The sequence below is a fragment of the Arthrobacter sp. ZGTC131 genome, from assembly GCF_002929275.1.
Lineage (GTDB): Bacteria > Actinomycetota > Actinomycetes > Actinomycetales > Micrococcaceae > Arthrobacter.
Map to the genome: position 1 here is coordinate 1 of NZ_PJIK01000019.1, position 22,011 is coordinate 22,011.

A 22,011-nucleotide genomic window follows, 5' to 3' on the forward strand; every position below is an offset into this window, starting at 1 on the left:
GGGAGAAGGGGAAGCTGGCCGGTCACCGACCGCACCCCGCCCACCACATCCTCAGCAAAGGACGAAAAACACCATGAACGCCACACCCACGCTCGAAATGCTGGACCCCAAGACGCTGACCATCGACATCAACGTCCGCAAGGCCGCCGACCTGAAGGCCGACTTCATCAGGAGCATCAAGGAACTCGGCGTGCTCGAACCCGTCATTGCCCACCGCAAGGACGACGGCACCGTGCACGTCCTGATGGGCCAGCGCCGCACCCTGGGCGCCGTGGAAGCAGAGCGCGACTCCATCCCGGTGATGATCGTTTCCAGCCCAGAAGAGGCAGAGCGCATCGTCACCCAGGTCGTGGAGAACATCCAGCGCACCGAACTGACCGAAGCCGACGAAGCCGACGCCTACCACCAGCTCTCGCTCATCGGAGTCTCGGCCGCCGACATCGCCAAAAAAACCGGCCGGACCAAGACCACCGTGGAAAGCGCCCTGAAAGCCAAGGCTTCCAACACCGGAGCCAAAGCCCTGGACAACGGCTACACCGTTGACATGGCCCTCGTGCTGGCCGAGTTCGAGGGCGACGAGGACGCCATCGAGGAACTCGAGTCGGTAATCCGGGACGAACCGGACTACTTCGACCACATCGCGCAGAAGCTCCGGGACGACCGGGAATCCAAAGCCCAACTCTCCGCACTGATTCAAGAGCTCATCGCCCAGGGCAAAGCCATCGTGGAGGAAGCTGGACACTACGCCGAGTCCGAGGCCCTGTACGTCTCAGCGGCCAACCGGGCGGACGGGGAACCGGCCACGGACGAGGACGCCAACGCCTACGTGATCTGCGCCGACTACCGCGGGCATCACAGCTCGAAGCCGGTCATCAGTGACTGGAAGGAACTCGGGTTCACCCCGAGGTACGAACGCTACGATGGCGGCACCCAGGCGCAGAAAGGCCCGATGACCGAGGAGCAGAAAGCCGAGAGGAAGACCCTGATCGCCAACAACAAGGCCATGGAATCCGCCACGAAGGTCCGCCGTGAATGGGTCAAAACCCTGCTGGCCCGCAAGACCCCGCCCAAGGGGTGGCAGTACTTCACCCTCCACGCCATCACCCACCACCCCGAAACAGCCAGCGGATACGACGGTAAAGTCGCCACCGAGATGATCGGAGCCAGGACCGGGGCGGAAAGCGACCGATGGGGCTGGAACCCCCTGCGGGACCACGTCGCCAAGACCACCGTGCGGCCCGAGTTCGCACTGCTGGCCCTGATCTGCGCAGGGTACGAGAAGACCATCCAGAAAGACTCATGGCGCAGTGCGGGAGAGGTCCACAACGCCTACCTCGCCCAGCTCGTGGCATGGGGATACAAGGCAAGCGAGGTCGAGCAGCTCATCCTCGACAAGCACCAAACCCAGGCCGAAGACACCCAGTAAGGTAGACGAGTGCCGGGCGGCGTTTCCCCCGTTACGCCGCCCGGGCACTCACCCCACCAGGGCATCAAACCTTGGAAACGTCGGGCGGTCCGCCGCCGTCCGTGACAGCGCACGCAGCTGGTCACCAGCGACAGACCGCCGTTCGCGCCACACCCCATGAGCACGCCACCAAGCCGCGGCCGGCCCACGCAGACCAAGCCCGCTGTGCCACCATCGAAGAAAGAACGGCCGCCCACCGCGGACAACACCTGCAGCCACGACGCTGCGCCACAGATTTCCTTCCCGTCGGCGTTTGCCACCTTTGCCCTTGTGCGCCGATGCGTGGGCGTGCTTAGGATGCAGGACAGGATCCGTCGGCAGCCTCGTCGGCGGGCAGCCACCGTAGGGAGCAAAACCATGGGTTTGGATGACAAGATCGGCAACGCAGCCGAGAAGCTTGGCGGCAAGGGCAAGGAAGCCGCCGGTGAGGCCAGCGGCGATGAGAGCCTGAAGGCGGAAGGCCAGGGCGACCAGGCCAAGTCTGACCTGAAGCAGGCCGGCGAGAACGTCAAGGACGCCTTCAAAAAGGACTAACCGCATTCAGACAGGAAGGGTGCGGCTCCGAGGGAGCCGCACCCTTCCTGTCGTTAGGATGCAGGTGGCCTCTATCGGCCTGCCGTCACGTTCGCCGCCCCGCCCTCTAGGTGCTGGTGGCGTCCTGCACCTCGCCGACCAGTTCCTCGATGATGTCCTCCAGGAACAGGACTCCGGTGGTAGTTCCGTGCGTGTCGAAGACCCGGGCCACGTGCGCGCCGGTGCGGCGCATCGTGGCCAGTGCGTCCTCGAGGTCGCTTCCGCGGAACGTCGAGGCCAGCAGGCGGATCCGCTTGGCGGGAACTGCCTCATTGAACTTCTCCGCAGCCGTAAGGTCCATGACGTCCTTGAGGTGAAGGTAGCCGGTGGGCTCGCCGTCGTCATTGGTGAGGATGTAGCGGGAATAGCCGTGCTCGGCCACGGCCTGCTGGATGTCCGCCGGAGTGGCAGACGCAGGCAGGAGCACCATCTTCCCGATGGGAACTTCGACGTCCGCCACGGTTTTCTCCGTGAACTCGAAGGCGGCGGTGAGGGCGCCGCTAGCGTCGGTCAGGACACCTTCCCTCGTGGACTGCTCCACGATGTTGGCGACCTCGTCCAGGGTGTAGGCGCTGGTGGCTTCGTCCTTTGGTTCCACCCTGAAGAGCCGCAGAATCGAGTTCGCGATTCCGTTCAGGGTCCAGATGACCGGTTTGAAGATTCGGGCGACCATGACCAGCGGCGGGGCGAGAATGAGTGCGGCGCGGGTGGGGACAGAGAAGGAGATGTTCTTGGGGACCATCTCGCCGAGGACCACGTGCAGGAACGTCACGAGCAGGAGTGCCGTGACGAAGGCGATGATGCCGATCGCCTCGCCGGACAGGGAGGTCAGACCCAGAGGGATTTCCAGCAGGTGGTGGATGGCCGGTTCGGAGACGTTCAGGATCACCAGGGAACAGACGGTGATCCCGAGCTGGCTCGTGGCCAGCATGAGCGTGGCGTGCTCCATCGCCCAAAGTGTGGTCTTCGCGGCTTTGCTGCCCGCTTCGGCCTTGGGCTCGATCTGTGAGCGGCGGGCGGAGATGACGGCGAATTCAGCGCCGACGAAGAAGGCGTTGACCACCAACAGGACGGCGAGCCAGATGATGCCCGGAAGGTATTCACTCATGGGTCAGCTCCTGCGTGAGGCTGTCGACGATCCGGTCATGGGCGCTCTTGGGCGGGACCTGTAAGGCGTCCGGGGTGAACTTCAGGCGCTCCACGTGGGTGCCCACTACCCGCTCAACCCGCAGGGTTCCGCCGTCGATGACCACCTCATCGCCGAGTTCGGGAATGCGGTCCAGCTGGTCCGTGACGAACCCGGCCACGGTGTCATACTCTTCACCGTCCGGAACAGCGATGCCCGTCCGGTCCAGGAGTTCGTCCGGTCGGAGGGAGGCGTCAAAGGTGATGGACCGACCGGTCCTGACCACACCGGTCCTGGCGCGGTCATGCTCATCCTCCAGCTCACCGACAATCTCCTCGACGAGGTCTTCGAGCGTGACGATGCCGGCCGTTCCTCCGTGCTCGTCCGAGACGATGGCCACTTGCAGGCCCTGTTTGCGGAGCAGGCCGAGGAGCGAGTCCACGCCCATCGATTCGGGCACCCGGAGCGGCTTGATCATGAGGTCCGCGGCGAGCACCGCGTCCCTGTCTGTCAGGGCGACCGCGAAGGCCTGCTTGACGTGCAGCACGCCCAGCACATCGTCCCGGTCCCGGCCGATCACCGGAAACCGCGAGTAGCCGGTGGACGTGGCAAGCCCGACGATCTGCTCGGCCGTGTCATCGGCATTGACCGCCGTCATCCGCACACGGGGTGTCATGACATCACCGGCGCTGTGGTCCGAGAACCGCAGCGTCCGGTGCAGCAGAGCCGCATGGTCCAGATCGAGAACACCTTCCAGGGCCGAGCGGCGCACCAGCGAACTGAGTTCCTCGGCGCTGCGGGCCCCCGAGAGCTCCTCCTTCGGCTCGATCCCGACGGAGCGGATAATCGAATTCGCCGTGTTGTTGAACAGCAGGATGACAGGCTTGAAGACCGCGGTGAAAACGGCCTGGAACGGCACCACGAGCTTCGCCGTTGCCAGCGGAAGGGCCAGCGCGAAGTTCTTCGGGACGAGTTCGCCGATCACCATCGAGAAAATGGTGGCGATAAAGATGCCGGCCACCGCGCCCACGCCGGGCACCAAGGCTTCGGGAAGGCCGGCAGACAGCAACGGCCCGCTCAGCAGCTTGCTGATGGCCGGTTCAAACGTGTAGCCGGTAAGGAGGGTGGTCAGCGTGATGCCGAGCTGCGCGCCAGAAAGGTGCGTCGACGTGATTTTCAGCGCCTTGATGGTGGGCGCGAGGCGCTTCTCACCGCGGGCCTGGCGCGCTTCAAGGTCGTTGCGGTCCAGGTTGACCAGCGCAAATTCCGAGGCAACGAACAGCCCCGTTCCGACCGTGAGGATCAGGCCGATGCCGATCATGATCCATTCATACATTCGGGCGCCCCTCTCCGCTGATGACCGGCGAACCGGTCAGGACGTCGAGGGGCCAGGGCATATGTGAAGGAGGGTCATCCATAGTGCGTCCAAGTCTATCGGCCCTCACAGTCATCCGCCGCCGAGTTCGGGGCGCCGCCGCAGCGCCTTCCCGCGGGCCTGCAGCAAAGACTCGGGACCATGAGACCCCGCGCCGCCCCGCCGGTCCTCACGGGCCGGCGCAGGGGCCTCAGGCCAGGGCAGTCAGCTCCACGCTCGAAAAGGCCGGATCCATCGTGCAAAGCCTCTTGTCGGTCCGCGAATCGGCGCGGCCAGCTTTATACGAGAACTCGATGCCCAGCTCGTACCCCGTTACATCCCCGTCGAGCATCACCTGTTTCATCTCTCCGAGAAAGGCAACCTTCACAAGCCTGATTTTCTGGGGATGCACCACACCAGGTGACGGCGTCGCGCCGGAAGCGCGGGTCTTAAGCGCTTCCATACACGCGTTCTTTATCTTTTGCTTCACAGCCCGATCAACGACAGCAACAGAAGTCGCGGACGAAACCGGGGCACCCGCCCCAGGACTGCAGGAAACCAAGAGAATACCGGCCGCCAACACCGCACATGCCTCTGCAAAACCCGTTCGATTCATGGCTCCCCGTTGACTGACCAATTGCTTCGCGCACTTCGCACAGAATATGTGTCGGGCGCCATGTTGGCCAGCAAGGATCCGACGAAGCACTGCGTTCCAGCACAGAGCGACACTCACTTGGTTCCGATCGTGAAATGTCAGTTTCCGAAGTCGTCTGCATCCCTCTGAGTCTTGGGCTCGGGGTCCCGTTTGGGGAACGCTGAGCGGGTTACACAAAGGCCGGGACGATTCCGGTGACCAGCGTGCCAAGGCGCGCTGCCGCGGTCAGCTCCAAGTCAGTATCGGTGAACAATAGGTTGTCGCCGCTGATGACCAAGACCCGCCCTGCCCTGGCTGCTTCCAGCCATGCGGCATCATCCAGATTCCGCCGGTCCAACTGCTGGGAATGCATCAGCGCACCGTCAACATGCAGTTGAACTGCTCCGCCATCGGCCACGGTGCACGTGCACGTTTCCCGCACGGGGACGGCGCGCTGGAGGATCTCGGTGTAGCTGGCACTGAAAGACATCTGAAATCCATGGTTCAGCAGGGCCGAGACCAGCGCGGAAGTCATCTCCCCGCCCGGCTCCCCGAAGACGAGACTCGGCACCAGGGTGTAGGCCAGCACAGCGATGTTCCTCCGCGACCCGCCCCTGTTGCGCAGGACCAGCCGCGCACCGACGGTCGCCAAGTCGTCCGAAACATCAGTGGCCTCACGCACCCTGAGCCCGGGCTCCTGACACTGCAGATGACAAATGACCGAATCAAAGGTCAGGCACACGGTTCCCTCCAGGTCGCAGCCTTCGGTGATATCCACCGTCAGGGACAAGGCAGCGCCGGGGCCAAGAGGGAGCTGGCAGGCCGCGCAGCGGCTGGCCACGGCCATGACCGTCGCGATGTACTGAGCAGTGTCCCTGCCCTTGAAGGCTTCCAATCGTCGGTCCCAGGCAACGTTGCTGGTGATGGGCATCTCCGCAGTCCAATCCGTGAACGCCGCTCCGGTGAGGACGGCCGGTGTGGGGCCACGTCTTGGAGCGGGAGATGGCCGCCGGGCTTGGCTTTGACAGGAGGGGTGCGCTGCCACGCCCGGCGCACTGACCGGAATCAGTTACGGGTCTAACTCCCCGGCCAGATACTGACAGCCTGACGCCGCCACCTTACGGAAAACCCCGCAAGACCCTATGAAGCTGAACGTGGGGCGCACACCAGGCGGCCCCCCAACCAGGAAACCCATAGGCGACCACGGGGGCCCGACATAGAATTTGCTTCCCCGCTAGGGAAATTGGGAGACCGGGCACGTAGCCCGGTCTCCTTTTCCTTATCCTGATCGCCTCGGCCATGGTGTGGGCCGGTCGGAGAACTGCTCCATGGCCCCGGTCGCCTAGATGCAGTGAGGTGACTTGTGAGTCAGAAACGACCCTTTGTGCATGTGCCATGGACGGGCCTCAAAACACGTGCCCAATCCATGGTCTACGCTTGTCATAACTCGACTACGAAAACATATCGGGTCAAAAACACGGTACCCCCGTTTTTGACGTGAATGGAGCAGGAGGAACGGTGGACTTGAACGACGTGGGTAAGACCGCCTTGGCTGTCGCGCCGGCCGTCATCGCCCCCGGGGTGTCGCTGGTTACCTTGTTTCTAAAGTTCCGGGAGTCAAATGGCAGAATACGGGCGCACACTATCGCAACCGAGTCTTACGCCCTTGCGAAAGCCATCGGCGAGCTCGGGCCTGGTGACGCTGGTAGCGCACACGCTCCCTACCTTCGGAATGACTTGCTGCGTTCCGGCAACGAGGCAGCCCGGCGGTACTTGCTGTTGTCTGCGTCCACAAACAGGAAAGTCAGGAACTGGATAGACGCGACTGTTTACTCCGTCATGTGCCTGATTTTCGGGCTCGCTCTATTGCAGTTTCCATATGTCTTCCAGCTAGCTGATGGCCCCGGGGCCCTGACCTTGTTGATGACGGGATGGTTTTTCATTGTCCTCGGTGCCGTTTCATCCTTTCTGGTGGCCAGGGCGGTTAGTCGGAGACGAAGGGCCCTTAGGAGGCTCCTTCGCCAACGATTCCGGAGACCCGGGCCGAACACTCATCAGGTACTCACCGCAGATTTGCCCACCTCGGACTTGTAATGACTGGAACACTCATGGGATACGCCCGGGTCAGCACCACGGAGCAGTCCGTAGATTTGCAGTTGGATGCGTTGAACGCGGTCGGATGCTTTCGCATCTGGACGGATTACGCCTCGGGCGCGACTGCGGATCGTCCACAGTGGCAGGACTGCCTGGACCATCTGCAGCCCGGCAACATCCTGGTGGTGAATGACCTGTCCCGGCTCGGGAGGAACACCGCAGACCTTGCCGGAATCGTGAAGACGTTGGCGGACCGCCACGTTGGGCTGCGGTCATTGACTGAGACCTGGCTCGATACCACCAGCTCCCAGGGCGTACTGATGTTCCACTTCTTCTCGGCCATTGCCGAGTACGAACGCAACAGGCTCCGCGAACGGACGCTGGCTGGCCTCGCGGCAGCCAAAGCCCGCGGCCGCGTTGGCGGAAGACCCACCAAAATGACCGCTGATAAGGCAGCAACGGCACATCGGATGCGGACCGAAAAGCGGACTATCCGTGACATTGCGAAGACCATCGATGTCAGCGAAGCGACCGTCGTCCGCGAGCTAGCCCGCCAGCGGAAGAGTCTGCAGGAGCCGCAGGAGTAAGGGTGCGGCTGTTAATCCATCGGTGCCTTCGCTAGCGTGGAGGCAAACGGAGGGGGAGCGGCGCACATGGCACCGAGGAAATCGAAAAACCACATTGAGGGTCAGCTGAGCCTGGAGTCCTTGTGGGCCGAACCGGAAGAGGTAATCAATGAACGAGCACGGCAGACACGCCATGGAAACCATGAAGAATCACGATCCGGAGAGCTACGCGCAGATAGCGGACCCCGAGACACACTTTTCGACTTTGGGCCGGGAGATTCAGGACCGGATCTGGTCGTTGAGCGAGGACCTGATACCGCCCCGCGGGCAGGAGAACGCGCTGGAGTACGTGGGCTTGGTGAACATGGCCAAGCTGAGGGCACGGGAGATCGTGTACCAGGAGATGATCTACGACGGACTTCCCCAGGAACCGGAGGAAATGGAACCGCTCCCCAGCCAGCAGGCGGAGGAGAGCTAGAACCTGCCCGCGGGTCGGAAGCGCCGGCGGCCGCGGCCGCCGCCCGGTTCCGTCCCGCGTCCCAGGCAGACCTCGCCCCGTCCGGGCAGAAGGCCCGCTTCGCGGCGAACCTTGAAGCCATCCGCATCGTCCGGGAGCTCGAGGACCAGCAACGCCCCGCCACCGAAGCCGAGCAGCGGGCCCTGGCGCAGTGGTCCAGCTGGGGAGCGGTGCCGCAGCTGTTCGACAAGGACGACTGGGCTACCGAACGCTCACAGCTCCGTGAGGTCCTGAGCGCGCGGGAGTACGCCGCGGCTTCCCGGACCACGACCAACGCCTACTACACGGACGCGGCCCTGGTGAAGGAAATCTGGTCAGCCGTGGAGTGTCTCGGTTTTACCGGGGGAGAGGTCCTGGAACCCGGCTCCGGGGCCGGCACTTTCATCGGCTTCGCGCCGGAGTCTGCCAGCATGACCGGCGTCGAGCTGGACCCGCTGACCGCATCCATTTCCCTCGGGCTCTACCCGCACGCAACGATCCGCAGCGAATCTTTTGCCGACACCCCGGTCAAGCCAAACTCCTTTGACCTTGCCGTAGGGAACGTCCCGTTCAGCAAGAACGCGCTGTACGACAAGACGCACAACGCCGATTCCCGTCATTCCATGCACAACCACTTCATCCTCAAGAGCCTTGCGGCGGTGAAACCGGGAGGCTACGTGGCCGTCCTGACGTCGAGCTTCACCATGGACGCGGCCAACCCCACCTCGAGGCGAGAGATGAGCGCGATGGCCGACCTGGTGGGCGCGGTGCGCCTGCCCACCGGCGCCCACCGCCGCGCCGCCGGCACAGAAGCCCTCACCGACCTGCTGCTTCTGCGCAAGCGTGAGCCTGGCCGCGAACCGATGAACACCGAATGGGAACGGGTCACCCCCGCGATCGTCGGGGACCGCAACATCAAGATCAACGCCTACTTCGACATGAACCCCCAAAACGTCCTGGGCCAGATCGTGGTCGGCAATGGCATGTACGGCGAAGAGACTGTCAGCGTCAAAGCCGAGGACCTCTCTGCCGTACCCCAGCTGCTGGCAGACCGGCTGAACATCATCATCACCGACGCCCTGGACCGCGACCTGGGCCATGCCCCCGCAGAACGCACGCCAGGGAAGACCGCAGCCGCGCTGCTGCCGGCGGCCGGCCCAGAGTGGGACGGCACCATCAACGCCCAGCCCGATGGGTCCTTCACCATTGTCCGGGCGGGAGAGGCAGAAGAACTACCGGTGCCAAAGGCACACGCAGTCGAATTGCGGGACCTGCTGGCACTGCGCGACGGCGCACGGTCGCTGCTGGAGATGGAAGCCTCCGACAGCGAGGACACCCCGGAACTGGACGCTCTGCGCTCCGAACTGGCCGCCCGCTACGCCGCGTTCGTCCGGAAACACGGGCCGGTGAACCGCTACACCGAATCCGTGCGGACCGACAAGGAAACCGGCGAGGACATCGTCACCCGCCGCCTGTCGCCGGCGTTCCGACTCCTGAGTTCAAGGGATCCCTTCGGGTCCCTGCCCGGCGCCCTGGAAAACTTCAACGACGAAACGCAGACCGCGACCCCGGCCGCTCTGCTTCAACACCGCCAGGTCGTTGCCCGTAAGCCGGCAATGGGCGCCGAGAACGTCGACGAAGCCCTCGCCATCACGCTCGACACCTACGGGTCCCCGGACCTGGAACAGATCGCAGACCTGCTGGGCGTCACTGAAGACGAAGCCCGGGATCAGCTCGGAACCCTCGTCTTCGATGACCCCGAGACGGGCAGGATGGTTACCGCCCCGGAATACCTTTCCGGGAACGTCCGCACCAAGCTCGACGCCGCCCGCGCGGCCGCTGCCGAGGACGAACGGTGGAACGTCAACGTCCAGGCCCTGGAAGAAGTCCAGCCGCCCAAGGTCGGCATGGAGGACGTCGAGGCCCGGCTGGGTGCCGTCTGGATCTCGCCCGAGGAACACCAGCGCTTCGTCCAGGACATCCTGGCCGATCCCAATGCCAGCGTCACCAGCGTCGGTGGAGGCATCTGGCGCGTGAAAGCCAACCGAGCCACCGTACGCTCGACCAACGAATGGGGGACAGGCCGCCGGCCCGCGCCGGACCTGCTGCAAAGCATCCTGGAGCAAAAAAGCATCCAGGTCGAGGACAAAAACGAGGACGGCAAACTCGTCGCCAACCTCGAAGAAACCGAAGCGGCACAGGAGAAAGCCGAAGCCCTGCAGGAACGCTTCGCCGAGTGGGTCTGGGAGGACCCCGAGCGCGCCAGCCGCCTGATCGAGGAGTACAACCGCCGCTTCAACTCCCTCGCCCTGCGCGACTACACCAAGGAAGGCGGGCGCCTGACCCTGCCCGGGCTGGCCAAGACGTTCACGCCCCACCCCCACCAGCGCACCGCCGTCGCCCGGATCATTTCAGAACCGGCCGTTGGCCTGTTCCATGAAGTCGGCGCCGGCAAAACGGCAGAGATGGTCATGGGCGCCATGGAACTCAAACGCCTCGGCATGGCAGCCAAACCGATGATCGTCGTGCCCAACCACATGCTTGAACAGTTCACCCGCGAATGGCTGGAACTGTACCCGCAGGCGAGGCTGCTCTCAGCAGGCTCCGACGACATCAAAACCAAGAGCGGAGACCTCACCGCCCGCCGCCAGTTCGTCGCCCGGGCAGCGGCCAACGACTGGGACGGCATCATCATGACCCAGCAGGCCTTCAAGAGCATCGGTGTCAAAGCCGAAACCATCGAGGCGTACCAGGAATCGATCATCGCCGACGTACGGCAGACCGTCGTCAACGCCCAGGCCGAGGGGGAGGACCGTACGACGGTAAAGAAGCTTGAAACCAAGCTCCAGGCCGAAGAAGAACGCATGAAGCGGCTTATGGACACCGCCCCGGATCCCGGCTTGACCTTCGAAGATACCGGCGTCGACTACTTGTTTGTCGACGAAGCCCACGACTACAAAAACCTGCGCACGGTCACCAACATCAAGGGCGCCGAAATCGCCGGTTCTATGCGGGCCACCGACATGCACCTGAAGCTTGAGTACCTGCGGCGCGTCCATGGTGAGCGCGTTGTCACCATGGCCACCGGAACCCCAATCGCCAACTCCATCACCGAAGCCCACGTCATGCAGCGCTACCTCCGCCCGGACCTTCTCCAGGCCGCCGGAGTGGAGAACTTCGATGTGTGGGGAGCGACGTTCGGCGAAACCGTCACCGCCATCGAAATGGACGCCGGCGGACGGCTGAAGAACAAGCCACGCTTCGCGAAGTTCAAGAACGTCCCCGAAATGCTACGCAGCTTCCACGTCTTCGCAGACGTCAAGCTCGCCGAAGACCTTACCTACCTGGAAAAGCCGGAGCTCGCCCGCCGTTCCGGTGACGGCGAACGCCAGCCGGAACTGGTACTCATCCCGCAGCCGCCCGAACTGGCCGACTACATGAAAGGCCTCGCCGACCGTCTCGACTCACTCTCCGGCTGGGCGGAAAAGGGCGCGGACAACGCCCTGAACGTTTACAACGACGGACGCAAAGCAGCCCTCGACCTGCGCATGGTCGGCATCGAACCAGACTCCGGGACGAAGATTGACCAAGTGGTCGCCAAAACCCTGAAAGTCTGGGAAGAGAACCGGGACAACGAGTACGAGACCAGCTTCGATTCGGGAATCCCCTCAGCCACCAAAGGCGCGCTGCAGATCATCTTCTGCGACCTTGGAACCCCATCCAAAGACACTGGCCCGGACGGCAAACCAGTCTGGACCGCCTACCAGCAGATCAAAGACCAGCTGGTTGCCGGCGGGATCCAGCCCGAACAGATCCGCTTTATTCAGGAAGCGCCAAAACCTGACCAGAAGGCCCTGCTTTTCGCCCAGTGTCGCAGCGGCGAAGTCGCCGTTCTCATCGGCTCCACCGCCATGATGGGCACCGGCACCAACGTGCAGCTGCGCGCCAAAGCAATCCACCATGTCACCTGCCCCTGGCGGCCGGCTGACCTGACCCAGCGGGACGGGCGCATAGTCCGCCAGGGCAACGCTAACGCCGAGGTCCACAACTTCCAGTACGCCACCGTCGGAAGCTACGACAGCGCGGCCTGGGACGGCATCCAACGCAAAGCCACCATGATCCAGCAGGTCCTCCGCGGCCGCCTGGATATCCGCGAAATCGAGGACGTTGGAGACTTGGCGCTGAACGCTGCCCAAATCAAGGCAGCGACCAGCGGCAACCCGCTCGTCATGGAAAAGATCGAAGCAGACGCCGAGCGGACCAAACTCGAACGCCTTAAACGAGCCCACGAAAAGGGCCAAAGCACCCTTGGCTGGACGAAAGCCTCCGCACAGGCAAGCATCGCCAGGGCCGAGACGGCGCTGCCCGCGGTCCAGGCAGCACTGCCCCTGATCACCTCCACCGCGGGGGAGACCTTCAGCGCAGCCATCGACGGGCGCACCTACACCAAACGCACCGAAGCGGTCGCAGCGATCTCCGAATGGGTACGCACCCACACACTCGAGTACGGCAATTACTACCGGCAGGAACGGGACTACGGGACAGTGGCCACACTCGGCGGCCACCAGCTGCAAGTCCGCAACGCAGGAGAGCACTCCCGGCTCGGTTCCTACCAGGACCTCGCCATCACCATTAGGGACGTTCCCGCCCCACCGCTGGTCATGACCCGGATGGAGCTGCTCGAAGGCAGCACCGGAATCATCACCAAACTCGAAAACAAGGTCGCCGCGCTGCCGGACTATGAGGCTCAGCTGCGCCAAACCATTCAAGAGAAGAGCGCCGTTCTCGCCGACGTGGAAAAGCAGGCCGGAAGACCCTTCAAATACGAAGACAAACTCACCCAGGCGAGAGCAAAATGCGCAGAGCTGGACGAACGACTCAAGGCATCCATCGAGCCGCCGTCCCAACAGCAAGAGCCCACCACGACAGACGGCCCAGACCCAATAATGGAAAAGCACAGGCGCCTGCTCGCCGTCAGCTTCCCCTCCAGGCCCGGCACCACAGGTCCTTCTGTCAGCCCCGGACACACGCGAAGCGTCCAGCCGCTGCGCGACAGGAGCCCGGGATGGGAACGATGACTATGCCACGGAACCCGTAGAGCTACTGCAGAGAGAACACAGAAGGGCCGGCTTCATATATTGAGCCGGCCCTTCGTTGTTCCACCGGCACTGTGATGCCAGGGCATGGACTGTTGGGTCAGCCCGGGACGTTCCTGGGGTCGTTGCCATAGCTGTTCTTGGAGCCGATCTGGCCGTCCTGGTTCTTAATGACGTGCTCGACCTTGTCCGCCTTCGCAGTATCCCGGCCGACAGCTGCCGCTGCGTCCTTGGTGCCGTAGCCGGCACCGAAAGCGCGGTCAGCGCCCTCGCGCTTGTTCTTCCAATGGCCGTCTTCGTAGTACGTCTCGATGTCACCCTGAGCCACTGCACACTCCTTCTGCCGTTCGGTTCCCTGGCACCTGCTGCCCAGATGCGGATAGCGAAAAGCCCCGCCGCACGAGCAGTGGCGGGGCCTCCCTGGCAACCACTCCGCCTGATGGGGGACAGGCGGTGAAGCTGACACCAAACCTAATAGAAAGCATGCTTACTTTTCAAACCGGATATTGGACAACGGCCCCCTTTCCCATGGTCCAAGACTTGCGCCGCCGGCCCACCGATTCCGCTGCAGTGGGCTTTCCTTCAGCAGGGACGACACATATTCGCACTGGCACTCGGGCGGGGAGCATAACGTCAGCCGGAATGGGCAGGGACTTCTCAGGCGCATGGGGGCTGCGGCTTTGGCGAACCTGCGGGGATGACCACAGTAGCCGGCGGCGGTAATCACCATCCGCAGTGTCGTTTTCAGAAGCTGGCTGCACAAACTTCCCCTGAATATCAGGGTTTGTGCAGACGGCTTGTGACCACTGGCTGGCCGGTACTCCTATGCACAAGTTCCCTTTCGCTCGGTACTCCTATGCACAAATGCACAGACATGCCTCGAAACCCTAGTGTTTTGAGGCGTCTAGGTTATGAGACATATCGCTTCGGATTAGGAGAAGCGCGCATATGCCTGCCAGGGGATCCTTCACCGGACGCTCGTAAACCGATCTCTCACCACTGCGGCCGCATTGCCAAGTGGCGGTCCTAGACACCCGCTGTGCCTCAGCTGCCTCGTCTGTCTCGGTCAATGATGTCGAGTGCGTGATCGTAATTCATCGCGAGGGTCGGCAATCCCATGTCAAGCCGTCGTTGAGCCACATGGATAACCGAAATGCTTGTGTTCCTGCTTATCCGGACCATGAGGAAGCCCTCTTCGACAACTTCCCAGTGGGAGCCCGAGATGGTGTGAGTGAGAACGTCTCCGTAGAACATGCCGATGGCCGTAGGGAATTCCGCTAGGTCCCTCTTGGCCTCCGGGATCTCAATCAAGGAATCAATTACGACAAGGCCATTGCGCGAGCGTGGAAGGGCCATCTCCTTCCCGCGGCAGTAGTCGAGGAGCTCGTCGTAGCCCCCGACGTTGGTCGGCGGAGGCGATGGTTTATCGGTGGCAGGCTTGTACTCCGCATATCTCCGGGCCATCCCAGCAGGCAGTGATTGAAGCGGCTCTTCGCTTTCGTCCCGGGCAGGCATGCAGTCATGCTACCCGGCCGTGGTCATGGAGCAGCACCGCCTATAGACCGGGATCAACGGGCACTGCAGTGCCGGTTGCGGATGTCTATTCGGGGCCTCCCAACTAACAAATGGGATCCTTGTCCCGGGCAGCAGACCCGAACGGTACGGGGCGGGCAAGGAATGCATAACGATGCTCTCAACTTGCCCGCCCCGTGTTACTGGTGTTGCTCTGGCCGTCTCAAGCTGTCCGACGACCAGGTGTTGCTGGTGTTGCTCTGGCCGTCTCAAGCTGTCCGACGACCAGGTGTTGCTGGTGTTGCTCTGGCCGTCTCAAGCTGTCCGACGACCAGGTGTTACTGCAACGGTGCTTCCCCTAAACAGGCAACTACAGCTACTTCAAGCGGGGGAACTTCCGTTCTCTTTTTCTTACGAGAAAAAAATATAACCACTCCCTGAAACCTCGTCAAATCGCCTTTGGGCGCTCTGAGTTAGGTCGCCTTTTGCGGTCGGCTCGAAACCCCTGCGGGCAACCGCGTCACTGACTTCGCTTGGCCTGGACAGGCCAGAGGCACAGAGTTCCACGTGCACTCACCGTGGAGGACTGGATTTGGGGGATCAATAATTTTCGGCACAAAACGCACCTGTGAGATGTGCGGGCAGATTCTGGCGGAGCACGACAGGGATGTTCGATTCCGGCTAAGGAGCCTGTCCTGAGTAGTCCTGAGCAACATTGGACTGAGGGCATCGGAACGAGAACAAGCGAGGCGGTTCCGCCTCCTGGAACCTTGGACTTTTGGCAGCTGCTATAGAAGCCGGAAGCCGGGTGTGCAGAGGACTTCTGCATTCTGTGCAGTCAGCTTCTGAAAATGACATGACGGGCCCACCGACGGTGCCGAAGGGTCCCAGAAACTCGCAGAAAAATTACTGAAAATGCCTAGAACAAGAGGTAAGATGCCTTTTCATTCAGTTGAATGATTGCTAGAATTGAAGTAGCAAGTCAGCCAGACGAACGAAACCTTTGAGATACGAAACCAGGTGCTGAAAATGACTTCCTCACCCACCGACTACACGGTCTACACGAAGCCGGACTGCTCCCAGTGCGATAAGACCAGGGACTACTTCGATGCCAAAGGCATCACTTACACATCCGTTGATATCACCGAAGTGCCGGCAGCCCTGGAGTACATCACCCAGGAACTGGGCTACTCCCAGGCTCCCGTCGTCGTGAACAACACCGACGACCAGGACCACTGGTCCGGCCTGCGCAGGGACAAACTCGTCCAGGCCCACATGAACCGCTCCCACGCACTCAGCAACGCCGCCAGCTAGCACCGCCCATACGAAACCAGCAAGATAAGGAACGCAACCAATGTCAGGCGAAACCAGCATCACCGTGATCGGCAACCTCACCAACGACCCCGAACTGCGCTTCACCCCGTCGGGGTCCGCGGTCGCCAACTTCACCATTGCCTCCACCCCCAGGACGTTCGACCGGCAGAAGAACGAATGGGTGGACGGGGAGACCCTGTTCCTGCGCGCATCGGTTTGGCGGGAGGCGGCCGAGCACGTCGCGGCGTCCCTGACCAAAGGCATGCGCGTCATCGTTTCCGGAATCCTGAAGCCGCGGACGTATGAGACGAAAACGGGGGAGAAGCGCACCGTGATCGAACTCGAGGTCGATGAGATCGGCCCGTCCCTCCGGTACGCCACTGCGAGTGTTCAGCGTTCGCAGGGCAGCGCGCGGGGGTCTGCGGCCGGCGGCGGGCAAGGCGGGACTCACCCGGTGGACAGCCTCAGTATCAGTCCTCGGGAGTACGCGGATGATGATCCGTGGTTCGGGGTCCAGGCGAACCCCGGCGGGCGGGTCAACACTCCGGTGCAGGACGCTGAGCCGGCGTTCTGACCAGTGCCCGGGGCCAGCCGATAGGCTGGCCCCGGGAGGCCACTTCACAACCCTTCCCGGGCCCATCGGGCAGGCAGCACAGGAGAGCGGAATCATGGCGTACAAGATCGTCCCGGGCGGGACCCCGGCCCGCGCAATCGCCGGCAAGTCGCCGCAGGAACTCCCGGCGCAGCGGCAGGAGTATCGGGACGACGTCCAGGCTGTCAAAGCTGCACTGTTTCGGCAGCGCGCGGCAGGCAATGATCTGGGCCAGCTCGGCCATCCGGTGTTGGTCGAAGCCCGGTGGGAGAGTGCCACCGGCCGACCGCCCAAGGTCGCGGGAGGCCTCCGGGCTGCAGTCCAATGTGCGCAACCAGTTGGACGCGGAAGATCGCGAGTTCTGATGGCGCACAGTTCGTGGAAGGCCGTGCCCGCCGGTGCCTAAGAAGAAGTCCGTCTCCCCGTACTTCAGGGAAGAGGACACGGATCAGATCCGCGCCGCCGTCAAGGCCGTCGGGCACCTGGAGGGGTACGCGTCCATCACCGACCTCGTTGAAGGAGCCACGTTGCGAGAGCTGAAGCGCCTGCAGCGCAAATACAACGGCGGCAAGAAATGGCCGGGCGTTCCGGCCGGCGGAATGCGCCGCGGGCAGCGCACCAGGGAAGAACTCCAGCACCGGAAAGAGGACAGCTAACCATGGCCAAACGTACAGAAGAAGGCGATCAGTTGCATTCGCCGGCGGCGGTGACCAGGTTCCCGAAGATGCTCACCCTCTCCGAGGTGAGGGAGATTCTGAACGTCGGGATGCCGACCCTGTACGCGCTGCTCTCGTCCGGGGAACTGCGCGGTGTGCAGCTGGGAGGCAGGCGTATGTGGCGGGTCAGCGAAGAGGACCTCGCGGCCTACCTGGAGCGCGCCTACAAGGAGACGCAGGAGCGCATCGCCGCGGGGAACATCGAGGTCGAGCCGGCCCAGGCCGACGACTAGAAGTCGGGCGGCCAATCTCTTACGTGCTCTCCGCAGCGTCCGTCTGAGGACAGACACTCGGCCCATCATGTGCCAACAGCGACGCCCCGGGGAGCTCCCCACCATGAGTATCAACGAGGACGCGATCACGGCGCTGGAAGCGGCCATCCGACTCGACCTTACCGAGCTGACTGGCGTGTGGTCTGTTGGCCTGAGGACTGGGGGCGGGGACGTGATTGCCAGCGTTGCTTCGAGCATTGCGAGAACCCGAGACGCACCCCGACGCGGTCCGGGACTGACCCATCGGGAAATGAACAACGGGAATGGCCGTCACCCAAACGATGACGGCCATTCCTGTGACCGGGCGTGCTTATCTGGCGTTGTTCTTGTGGTCCGGAGCTGAAAAAAGCCGACCCCGTCCGGTGGTGAGGCGGCAGCGTTGTTGTGGACCATGGGAAAGGCCGCCGGCTTTACAGAACCACCGCCTTGGAGACTGTGCACGATCGCCGGCCTCCGGCGGTGAGCTGCGCGCCCTGGGTGACCTGGCGATGGTGTGCAGCCGGCCGGTTGGGTCCCGTCGTCCACGTGGGTGCGGGAAAAGCCCGGAGGAGTTAGCTTTTGCCGTGCCCAGGTGGGCGTGGGGCAACGTCTACCCGCCGCCGTTGCCCTCGCCCGGGGAGTCGCTGGCGGCGCGGTTCGCCGGCTTGCGCCGGCGCGCTGCAGCGCCGGATTCGAGGCCGAGCTTCTTCAGCTCATCGGCGCTCCAGCCGTCCTTGGTGGCGCGCACGTAGGCGCGCTTGTCCTCGCGTTCGGCCTCGGCGAGCTGCTCCCTCAGATCGGTGATCCGCTGGCGGGTCTTGACCAGGGTGGTCACCGACTCAATGCGGGAATCGAGGAGCGCGCGGGCCTGGTTACGTGTCTGTTCAATATCGATCGTTGCCATGCACCCACCCTAAGCAGGACCACCGACGATTTGCCGGCAACGACGCGCAGCGGAGGAGCCGGCCTGCCGGAACCACCGAGCAACCGAGCAACCGAGCAACCGGAGGAAGGGAGAGGAATCCGACTGCCCGGAGCAAGCTGGGAACTTAGCCGGGCTAAGTTCGTGTCGCTGCCCGGATTGTCATTCGGGTCGCGGCAGACTGGTGTCTGATCCCGGGTTTTCCGGGTCGCTGCGCTGGCAAGGTAGGGGAGGGCGGTACGAGGTGAGTGAAGGCAACGGCTTCGCCGGTTGGAAGTCCCGCCGCCGCCGGGCAAACGTTGACGGCGGCAGGGTGCACCGTCACGAGGTCAAGGTCAGCCCCGAAGAGGAGGCCCAGCTTCTCGCCCTGGCGGAGAAGCACCGCGTGACGATCCCGCGCCTTCTGATCGAAGCGGCACTCAACGAGGACAGCGAAAGCCCCTCGGAACGGCGGGACCAGTTCATGCAGCTTTCCAACCTGCAGCGCCTCATCGGCAGTGTCGCGAACAACATCAACCAGATCGCACGGCACGCCAACTCAACCGGCGAAGTGCCACCCGAAACTGCGGCAACGATCGCCCATGCCAAGAGCGTAATCATCCGCATCGACCGGCAGCTCGCCGACATGGCCGGCCGGTGATCCTGACGTGATTCCCAACATCACCCAGGGCGACCGCATGGCGGGCCTGATGATCTACCTCGCCGGCCCGGGACGCGCCAACGAACACGAGGAACCTCACCTCGTTGCCGGCGACTCCGCGCTCATGGCATGGCACGACGACAACGAACTAAACCGCGACGCGGCCCTGGACATGGCCAACGCCCTGGACCGCGCCCGACAGTTCTACAAAACCGAGGTCGACGGCGGCCACGTCTTCCACTGCTCACTCAGCCTGGCGGCAGAAGAAGGACAGCTCACCGACGCCCAGTGGAGCGCCATCGCCAACGACTTCATGAAGGACATGGACTTCACCGAGGACGGCGGAAAAGCCCCGGCCCGATGGGTAGCCGTCCGCCACGGACTGAGCAAGAACGGCAACGACCACATCCACATCGTGGCCAGCATGATCCGCGACGACGGCACCAAATGGAACAGCTGGAAGAGCAAGTACAAGTCCCAACAGGTCGCCAGGGCACTGGAGAAAAAATACGGCCTCAACGAACTCGACGTTGTCCGCGCCGAACGCGGATACACACCCGCGGAACAGGCCAAAGCAACCCGCCAGGGACTCCCCGAAGTCGAACGCCACAGCCTCGCACGCAAGGTCCGCACCTGCGCAGCAGCCTCAACCGATGAGGCAGAATTCGTCCGCCGCGCCCGCCAGGAAGGCCTCTTGGTCCGGCCCCGCTACGCCGCCGGTCGCACCGACGTTGTCACCGGATACTCCGTGGCCGTGCGCCCAAGGACGGGGGAGCGGGCGGTCTGGTTCGGCGGCAACTCGCTTGGCCGTGATTTGGCCCTGCCCAGGCTCCGCAGCGAATGGGACAGCACCCCCGAAACCGCCACGGCCGCCGTCGCGGAATGGAACGCCGCAGCACGCAACCGCAGGCCGGTACGCCCCGGCCGGGAGACCCTGCAGCCCTCGGCCGAACTGTGGAACAAGTACGCCAACGACATCAGTACTCTCCGCGAAAAACTGGCCACCACCCCACACAATGACCACGCCGCCTGGGCGTACGCCGCACGCCAGACCGCAGCCGCTTTCGGTGCATGGTCCAAGCGCATCGAACCCACCCCCGGACCACTGGCCGACGCCGCACGCGAGCTGGCCAAATCAGCCCAGCTCCGCTGCTACCCGAAGCGGCCGGCGGTCGCTCTGCCGTCGGCTCGTGGCGCGACAATGATCCTGTTGGCTGCGACCTCCAAGAGCGAACGGGCAGCCTACGCCCTGATGTTCCGGCAGCTTGCCCAGACCGCCCGGGCCATCCACGACATGCACAAAGCCACCGACGACCTGCGACGCGTCAGCGGCCTCGCCGCAGCCGTGACCGCCGCCGGCAAAGCCGTTGAAGCCAGCGCCACAACACAGACCATCACGGCACAGCCCATCACCATGGAAGCACTGCGGGAACAGCACCCGGGAGCCAGCGAAGAAGCCCTCTGGGCACGGCTCATCGCCGAACGGTCACGCGGCGGCTCACCCATCCCGACGACACTCACCAGAGCAGAAAGAACACTGCAGCAGGCCGGGCCCAAACGGCCCGGTGAGCCGAACAGAGACCACCATCCGAAACCAGGCATCGAGCGATAGGGAAGAGCATGAGCGAAGCAGACGGAATGGACGAAGCAGTAGACGGTGCAATGCGTACAGGGCTGATGGTCGCCGCACGAATAGGCGAACAACTGGCACGAATTAGAGAAGAAGAGCAACGCAACATCGCCGCCGCAGAAGAGCAACGCGCACGCCAGCTCCAGGAGCGCTTCGACGCCCAACGCGCAGCAGCGCGCGCACAGCTCTCACCTACGGCACGTGATGACTGGTGGGACAAAGCCACACCCAGCATGATCGAACAAGCCCATCAAACAGCTACGGCGTGGAAGGCATACGACCCCGAAGCGGCCAAAGCATCAGAACACATCCGCGACCAGGTACAGGCACGGTACGGCATCGACGTCAACAACACAGGAGCGGACGAAGCGTCCGTTTCCGCGGCCGCCCTCAATCGGGCACAGCAAGCACGAACCGAAGCCGAAAAAGAAGAGACCAAAGCCTCTGCTGCACGCACTGATGAAGTGGTGGCCGGAGCTGCGGTGGCGGGCGCCAACAAGCAGGACGCCGCCGCGCAAAAGGCACAGGACGAACCAGGTTACGACTCCGCGGAGCGGCGTCAGCAGCTGGCGGAAAGCCTCGAGGGCAAGGGCGACCGTGAAGCGGTCAGCTCCCGACTCCTCGCGGACAAACACCAGGGCACGCCGGCGACTGCCGCCGTTGCTCAAAAGCCGTCTCTTGCTAAGACGTCAAAGATGGCGAAGCAAGTGGGCCAGGGGAGGACCCTGGAACGCGGAGGACTCGAACGTTAGCTGTCACGCGTGGCGGTTAGGCCGAGAAGCCAAGAGTAGGTAGATGCTATTCAAGGGGGAACCGACGGTTTACGGAAGAGGCGCTGTGACTGTACAACGAACCGGGTTGATGCCCGCGGCCATGAAAGTCGTGGTTTTCTGTTTGGCATTAACTTCATCTCTGACAGCCTGTACTGCAGGGCCAGCGCCAGAGCCCTCCGAAAGTTCCACGACAAGATCAGCAGAGCCGACCAAAAGAGAGTCGCCGGAGCCCACAAAGAGTGACCCCGCGCGGACGT

20 protein-coding genes are annotated in these 22,011 nt (G+C 63.3%); 13 read left to right on the forward strand and 7 right to left on the reverse strand.

Annotated elements, in window-relative coordinates; translation table 11 throughout:
• Window positions 1-73 precede the first annotated feature (73 nt).
• Together CXQ90_RS18910 and CXQ90_RS18915 are read left to right on the forward strand one after the other, a co-directional pair.
• Window positions 74-1,426 carry a ParB/RepB/Spo0J family partition protein gene (locus tag CXQ90_RS18910; protein ID WP_104140897.1) on the forward strand — a complete coding sequence of 451 codons (1,353 nt, stop codon included), beginning with the start codon at window positions 74-76 and terminating at the stop codon, window positions 1,424-1,426.
• Window positions 1,427-1,822: 396 nt separating this feature from the next.
• Entirely contained in the window at window positions 1,823-1,999 is a 177-nt protein-coding gene (locus CXQ90_RS18915; RefSeq protein ID WP_104140898.1) for a CsbD family protein, read from the forward strand.
• A gap of 106 nt (window positions 2,000-2,105) precedes the next feature.
• On the opposite strand, the gene CXQ90_RS18920 is transcribed toward CXQ90_RS18915, so the two are convergent.
• The 4 genes from CXQ90_RS18920 to CXQ90_RS18930 all read right to left on the reverse strand — a co-directional run bounded on the left by CXQ90_RS18920 (window position 2,106) and on the right by CXQ90_RS18930 (window position 6,083).
• Window positions 2,106-3,146 (reverse strand): hemolysin family protein, encoded by a 1,041-nt coding sequence (locus CXQ90_RS18920; protein ID WP_104140899.1) that lies wholly within the window; start codon window positions 3,144-3,146, stop codon window positions 2,106-2,108.
• Window positions 3,139-4,500 carry a hemolysin family protein gene (locus CXQ90_RS18925; RefSeq protein WP_104140900.1) on the reverse strand — a complete coding sequence of 454 codons (1,362 nt, stop codon included), beginning with the start codon at window positions 4,498-4,500 and terminating at the stop codon, window positions 3,139-3,141. Before CXQ90_RS18925 ends, CXQ90_RS18920 begins: the two co-directional genes overlap by 8 nt.
• Before the next feature lie 229 nt (window positions 4,501-4,729).
• Window positions 4,730-4,981, reverse strand: a complete 252-nt coding sequence (locus tag CXQ90_RS22205) for a hypothetical protein (protein ID WP_146068934.1) — start codon at window positions 4,979-4,981, stop codon at window positions 4,730-4,732.
• 361 nt (window positions 4,982-5,342) lie between these two features.
• A complete protein-coding gene (locus tag CXQ90_RS18930; protein ID WP_104140901.1) occupies window positions 5,343-6,083 on the reverse strand; it encodes a hypothetical protein in 741 nt (246 codons plus the stop codon).
• Window positions 6,084-7,245: 1,162 nt separating this feature from the next.
• Between CXQ90_RS18930 and CXQ90_RS18940 the strand changes: the two genes are divergently transcribed.
• The 3 genes from CXQ90_RS18940 to CXQ90_RS18945 all read left to right on the forward strand — a co-directional run bounded on the left by CXQ90_RS18940 (window position 7,246) and on the right by CXQ90_RS18945 (window position 13,386).
• A complete protein-coding gene (locus tag CXQ90_RS18940; protein ID WP_104140903.1) occupies window positions 7,246-7,833 on the forward strand; it encodes a recombinase family protein in 588 nt (195 codons plus the stop codon).
• A gap of 181 nt (window positions 7,834-8,014) precedes the next feature.
• The gene (locus CXQ90_RS23070; RefSeq protein ID WP_258064603.1) at window positions 8,015-8,290 is read left to right on the forward strand and encodes a TnpV protein; all 276 of its coding nucleotides are present in this window, start codon (window positions 8,015-8,017) and stop codon (window positions 8,288-8,290) included.
• Between the two features lie 209 nt (window positions 8,291-8,499).
• On the forward strand, window positions 8,500-13,386 hold the full coding sequence (locus tag CXQ90_RS18945; RefSeq protein WP_258064604.1) for a DEAD/DEAH box helicase family protein: 4,887 nt from the start codon (window positions 8,500-8,502) through the stop codon (window positions 13,384-13,386).
• Window positions 13,387-13,504: 118 nt separating this feature from the next.
• Here CXQ90_RS18945 and CXQ90_RS18950 read toward each other — a convergent pair whose 3' ends face one another.
• A complete protein-coding gene (locus CXQ90_RS18950; protein WP_104140905.1) occupies window positions 13,505-13,732 on the reverse strand; it encodes a DUF2188 domain-containing protein in 228 nt (75 codons plus the stop codon).
• 716 nt (window positions 13,733-14,448) lie between these two features.
• Window positions 14,449-14,919 (reverse strand): DUF6278 family protein, encoded by a 471-nt coding sequence (locus tag CXQ90_RS18955; RefSeq protein WP_146068935.1) that lies wholly within the window; start codon window positions 14,917-14,919, stop codon window positions 14,449-14,451.
• A 1,026-nt stretch (window positions 14,920-15,945) separates the two neighbouring features.
• On the opposite strand from CXQ90_RS18955, the gene CXQ90_RS18960 reads away from it, so the two are divergent.
• From CXQ90_RS18960 to CXQ90_RS18980, 5 genes are all read left to right on the forward strand, one after another.
• Window positions 15,946-16,230, forward strand: coding sequence for a glutaredoxin family protein (locus tag CXQ90_RS18960; protein ID WP_104140947.1), 285 nt, complete (start codon window positions 15,946-15,948; stop codon window positions 16,228-16,230).
• 40 nt (window positions 16,231-16,270) lie between these two features.
• Window positions 16,271-16,804: a single-stranded DNA-binding protein gene (locus tag CXQ90_RS18965; RefSeq protein ID WP_104140907.1), complete on the forward strand. Its 534-nt coding sequence runs from the start codon at window positions 16,271-16,273 to the stop codon at window positions 16,802-16,804.
• Window positions 16,805-16,898: 94 nt separating this feature from the next.
• Complete coding sequence (locus CXQ90_RS18970; protein ID WP_104140908.1) at window positions 16,899-17,228, forward strand: hypothetical protein; 330 nt, start codon at window positions 16,899-16,901, stop codon at window positions 17,226-17,228.
• A complete protein-coding gene (locus CXQ90_RS18975) occupies window positions 17,221-17,478 on the forward strand; it encodes a hypothetical protein (RefSeq protein WP_104140909.1) in 258 nt (85 codons plus the stop codon). Before CXQ90_RS18970 ends, CXQ90_RS18975 begins: the two co-directional genes overlap by 8 nt.
• Window positions 17,479-17,480: 2 nt before the next feature.
• On the forward strand, window positions 17,481-17,771 hold the full coding sequence (locus CXQ90_RS18980; RefSeq protein WP_104140910.1) for a helix-turn-helix domain-containing protein: 291 nt from the start codon (window positions 17,481-17,483) through the stop codon (window positions 17,769-17,771).
• A 628-nt stretch (window positions 17,772-18,399) separates the two neighbouring features.
• Here the strand turns inward: CXQ90_RS18980 and CXQ90_RS18985 are convergent.
• A complete protein-coding gene (locus CXQ90_RS18985) occupies window positions 18,400-18,693 on the reverse strand; it encodes a hypothetical protein (RefSeq protein WP_104140911.1) in 294 nt (97 codons plus the stop codon).
• A 262-nt stretch (window positions 18,694-18,955) separates the two neighbouring features.
• Between CXQ90_RS18985 and mobC the strand changes: the two genes are divergently transcribed.
• The 3 genes from mobC to CXQ90_RS19000 are packed head-to-tail and all read left to right on the forward strand — an operon-like array spanning window position 18,956 to window position 21,733.
• Window positions 18,956-19,351: a plasmid mobilization relaxosome protein MobC gene (gene mobC, locus CXQ90_RS18990; RefSeq protein ID WP_104140912.1), complete on the forward strand. Its 396-nt coding sequence runs from the start codon at window positions 18,956-18,958 to the stop codon at window positions 19,349-19,351.
• A gap of 7 nt (window positions 19,352-19,358) precedes the next feature.
• A complete protein-coding gene (locus CXQ90_RS18995; RefSeq protein WP_104140913.1) occupies window positions 19,359-20,963 on the forward strand; it encodes a relaxase/mobilization nuclease domain-containing protein in 1,605 nt (534 codons plus the stop codon).
• Between the two features lie 8 nt (window positions 20,964-20,971).
• Window positions 20,972-21,733 carry a hypothetical protein gene (locus tag CXQ90_RS19000; protein ID WP_146068936.1) on the forward strand — a complete coding sequence of 254 codons (762 nt, stop codon included), beginning with the start codon at window positions 20,972-20,974 and terminating at the stop codon, window positions 21,731-21,733.
• The last annotated feature ends 278 nt before the right edge of the window (window positions 21,734-22,011 follow it).

Bases quoted from the DNA above. Each gene is read 5' to 3' on its own strand.
- CXQ90_RS18960 (WP_104140947.1), top strand. From the start codon at position 15,946: ATGACTTCCTCACCCACCGACTACACGGTCTACACGAAGCCGGACTGC.
- CXQ90_RS18925 (WP_104140900.1), bottom strand. From the start codon at position 4,500: ATGTATGAATGGATCATGATCGGCATCGGCCTGATCCTCACGGTCGGA.
- CXQ90_RS18970 (WP_104140908.1), top strand. From the start codon at position 16,899: ATGGCGTACAAGATCGTCCCGGGCGGGACCCCGGCCCGCGCAATCGCC.
- CXQ90_RS18930 (WP_104140901.1), bottom strand. From the start codon at position 6,083: ATGCCCATCACCAGCAACGTTGCCTGGGACCGACGATTGGAAGCCTTC.
- CXQ90_RS19000 (WP_146068936.1), top strand. From the start codon at position 20,972: ATGAGCGAAGCAGACGGAATGGACGAAGCAGTAGACGGTGCAATGCGT.
- CXQ90_RS22205 (WP_146068934.1), bottom strand. From the start codon at position 4,981: ATGGAAGCGCTTAAGACCCGCGCTTCCGGCGCGACGCCGTCACCTGGT.
- CXQ90_RS18985 (WP_104140911.1), bottom strand. From the start codon at position 18,693: ATGGCAACGATCGATATTGAACAGACACGTAACCAGGCCCGCGCGCTC.
- CXQ90_RS18920 (WP_104140899.1), bottom strand. From the start codon at position 3,146: ATGAGTGAATACCTTCCGGGCATCATCTGGCTCGCCGTCCTGTTGGTG.
- CXQ90_RS18910 (WP_104140897.1), top strand. From the start codon at position 74: ATGAACGCCACACCCACGCTCGAAATGCTGGACCCCAAGACGCTGACC.
- CXQ90_RS18980 (WP_104140910.1), top strand. From the start codon at position 17,481: ATGGCCAAACGTACAGAAGAAGGCGATCAGTTGCATTCGCCGGCGGCG.
- CXQ90_RS18940 (WP_104140903.1), top strand. From the start codon at position 7,246: ATGACTGGAACACTCATGGGATACGCCCGGGTCAGCACCACGGAGCAG.
- CXQ90_RS23070 (WP_258064603.1), top strand. From the start codon at position 8,015: ATGAAGAATCACGATCCGGAGAGCTACGCGCAGATAGCGGACCCCGAG.
- CXQ90_RS18955 (WP_146068935.1), bottom strand. From the start codon at position 14,919: ATGCCTGCCCGGGACGAAAGCGAAGAGCCGCTTCAATCACTGCCTGCT.
- CXQ90_RS18965 (WP_104140907.1), top strand. From the start codon at position 16,271: ATGTCAGGCGAAACCAGCATCACCGTGATCGGCAACCTCACCAACGAC.
- CXQ90_RS18915 (WP_104140898.1), top strand. From the start codon at position 1,823: ATGGGTTTGGATGACAAGATCGGCAACGCAGCCGAGAAGCTTGGCGGC.